Source organism: Paraburkholderia franconis (assembly GCF_009362735.1).
Classification (GTDB): Bacteria; Pseudomonadota; Gammaproteobacteria; order Burkholderiales; family Burkholderiaceae; genus Paraburkholderia; species Paraburkholderia franconis.
Genome location: NZ_WHNP01000181.1, coordinates 1 through 3,398, shown reverse-complemented (window position 1 = coordinate 3,398; position 3,398 = coordinate 1). Strand labels below are relative to the sequence as shown.

The 3,398-nt window shown below is 60.8% G+C and carries 2 protein-coding genes; both read left to right on the top strand.

From position 1 onward, the window contains the following. A partial coding sequence (locus GCT13_RS47190; protein ID WP_152768383.1) for a DEAD/DEAH box helicase occupies positions 1-2,336 on the top strand: 2,336 nt, incomplete at its 5' end. Between the two features lie 18 nt (positions 2,337-2,354). Beyond that, positions 2,355-3,353 carry a hypothetical protein gene (locus GCT13_RS47185; protein WP_087740251.1) on the top strand — a complete coding sequence of 333 codons (999 nt, stop codon included), beginning with the start codon at positions 2,355-2,357 and terminating at the stop codon, positions 3,351-3,353. Positions 3,354-3,398 lie beyond the last annotated feature (45 nt).

The following is a 3,398-nucleotide window of genomic DNA, read 5'->3' as shown; positions in this document are numbered from 1 at the left end:
CGGATGTCCTGGCGGCACTGTGGGGCGAAATCGACACCGCTTTACGTGATGAGCTGGCGAGCACGGGGGAGTCGCTTCAGGCATTTCTCAAGTCGCGTCATCCTGCCTGGAATCTTGTGGGCCGTGTTCACTTCAACCTTGCCGAAAACCGCAAGGATCCTGAAGCCCCTTTCGCCTTCCTGGCAACCTACGCAGCGCGCATATCGGCCCATGGCAAGACACAACATCAACCACTTTCGCGGGCGCTCGAGGAATTTTCCGGTGCGCGGAACAAGGCGAAGCTGCTCTCTCTCCTGATGCCGGTTCAGCGCGCCGCTGAACGCTGCGACTGGCTTCGTGCGATGCTCGATTCGCGCGAAATATACCACCCGTTGCGCTGGATGCCGGCTGACGCTTACCGTCTTCTCTGCGATTTGCCCGCTCTGGAATCTGCCGGAATCATGGTCCGGCTACCAGCTACCTGGGCGACGGGCCGCCCCGCGCGACCTGCGGTCAAGGCCAGCGTTGGGGCACGGCCTCCGTCGCTCCTCGGCAAGGATGCGCTGCTCGACTTCAGAATGGAGGTGTCGCTCGATGGCGAAGCGTTAAGTCCGGCCGAGATCCGGCGTCTGCTCAAGGGGGCCGACGGTCTCCAGTGGATTCGTGGACGCTGGATCGAAGTGGACACGAAAAAGCTCGGCCACGTACTCCAACGCTTCGAGAGTCTGGAGAAGGCCGCGCAATCGGGGCTGCCGTTGAACGATGCCTTGCGTCTCCTCGCGGGCGTATCAGGCGGCGAAGCTGAAGGCTCCGACGAGCGCGACTGGGCACAGGTCGTTGCAGGAAACTGGCTGGCAGAGACGCTTGGGCATTTGCGCCAACCGGAAGGGTTGGCGCAGGTCGATCCGGGCCCCGACCTGAGAGCCCAGCTTCGGCCATACCAGCAAGCCGGCGTGCGATGGCTATACCTGCTCCGCCGGCTCGGGCTGGGCGCGTGTCTGGCCGACGACATGGGCCTCGGAAAGACGATGCAGGTACTCTCCCTGCTATTGATCCTGAAGCGCGAACAGGCCGACTCGCGCCCCAGCCTGCTGGTCGCACCCGCGTCCTTGCTGGCAAACTGGGCAGCGGAAGCTGAACGCTTCGCACCCGGCCTGCGTGTGCTGGTGGCTCACCCGTCCGTGACGCCTGCAGAAGAACTATGCGCACTGAATGACACGCAGCTTACGCAGACAGACCTCGTCATTACCAGTTTCGGTTCGCTGCTGCGTCAACCCGGTCTGGAAACGATCCAGTGGCGCATCGCGATTGTCGACGARGCCCAGGCGATCAAGAATCCCGGCGCCAGGCAGACGAAACAGGTMAAGAAGCTTCAGGCCCAGTCACGTATCGCCCTGACGGGCACCCCGGTGGAAAACCGCTTGTCGGATCTGTGGTCCATTTTTGATTTCACGCATCCGGGCCTGTTGGGCTCGGCCAAGGAATTTGCCGATCTCAGCCGGCGTTTGGCRAAAATCGAGCATTTCGGTCCGCTTCGCACGCTTGTGCGGCCCTATATCTTGCGCCGTCTGAAAACCGACAGGCGTGTGATCGCCGATCTCCCGGAAAAGACCGAACTCAAGGCGTGGTGCCACCTGAGCCCCGTCCAGGCCGCGTTGTACGAACGCGCGGTCAAGGACCTGGCGGCGGCGCTCGAGGGTGCCGACGGTATTGAACGCAAAGGCATCGTATTAAGCTACCTGATGCGTTTCAAGCAGATATGCAACCATCCGTCCCAGTGGCTTGGCGACGCGGCGTGGAGCCCCGAAGCCAGCGGCAAGTTTGGCCGCATGCGGGAGTTGGTCGACGTGATCGCGGCGAAGCAGGAAAAGGTACTGGTGTTCACCCAGTTCCGCGAAACCACCGAGCCACTTGCCGCGTTCCTGGGATCCCTTTTCGGCCGGGAGGGTTTGATTCTCCACGGCGGTACGCCCGTAGGCAAACGGCGCGAACTGGTCAGGCARTTCCAGGARGACGAATCAACRCCGTTCTTCGTGCTGTCGCTCAAGGCGGGAGGATCGGGACTGAATCTCACAGCGGCGTCTCACGTGATTCACTTCGACCGYTGGTGGAATCCCGCCGTAGAGAATCAGGCGACCGATCGGGCGTTTCGCATTGGCCAGCGCAAGAATGTTCTGGTGCACAAGTTTGTTTGCCAGGGTACGGTCGAGGATCGGATTGACCAGTTGATCGAATCGAAGCAGCAGTTGGTGAACGATATGCTTGAAGGCGGTGCGGAACTGCAGCTGACCGAAATGAGTGACCAGGAGCTGCTTGATCTTGTCAAGCTCGATATTCATTCCGCGCAGGAAAACTGATCATGGAGAGGAACGCTGATGGCTAACTACGGTGGATGGAAACCTTACGTCCCGGTGGCCGAGCGGCGAAAAAAAGCGCAGCAGCTGGCCGCCAGAGCGACCAAGGCTGGCAAGACCCTGTCACCCATCGCACCGTATCGCGGGGCCATTGCGAAGACTTTCTGGGGCAAAGCGTGGTGCGATAATCTGGAGCATTACAGCGACTACGATAGCCGCCTGCCAAGGGGGCGCACCTACGTGCGCAATGGTTCGGTGATCGATCTGCAGATTACAAAGGGCAAGATCCATGCGCAGGTGATGGGTTCAAGCCTGTACGAGATCACAATTGAGGTCGCCGCCTGTCCGGAAAGGCAGTGGCGCGCGTTGAGCGCCGATTGTTCGTCGTCGATTGACTCTATGGTCGAATTGCTGCTGGGTAAGCTATCGGCTGCGGTGATGGGCCGCATCTGCAAGCCCGGCACCGGGCTTTTCCCCGCACCGAAAGATATCAGGTTCGGTTGCAACTGCCTGGATTGGGCGGTGATGTGCAAGCACATCGCGGCAGTACTCTACGGCATTGGCGCACGACTCGACCAGCAGCCCGAATTGCTCTTTACGTTGCGTGGCGTTGACCCTTCCGATCTCGTCAATCACACAGGCGCGAATTTGTCCGGGGCGGGAAAAGTCCCGGCGTCCGGCAAGCTGCTCGATAATGCGGTTCTGGGCGATGTGTTCGGTATCGACATTGACACGGAACCCTTTGCAGATGCCGGCACGGTCCGAGGCAACCGCACGCGCAAACCATCCACTTCGCAAGCGAGAAAGTCTGCTTTGACCACGCCGAAGCCGTCCGTGACCGTGAAATCGGCACGGAAAGGCAAGGTCGCGACGCCGACCGCGAAGTCCGGCCCCGCCGCCATGAAAAAGCCCAGGGGCAACACCGATCCCGGCACGTCGAAGACGAACCGTTCGGTCGCGTCTCAAAAGCCCGTTGCACGTCCGCGTACTACGTCGAAATCCGCGAAACGCCGCGGGTGATCTTTTGTCCCGCGTTTCACCGCTTGAGCCGGCGACCTGTTTCGC

Coding starts and splice junctions, on each gene's coding strand:
- GCT13_RS47185 (WP_087740251.1), top strand. CDS start 2,355: ATGGCTAACTACGGTGGATGGAAACCTTACGTCCCGGTGGCCGAGCGG.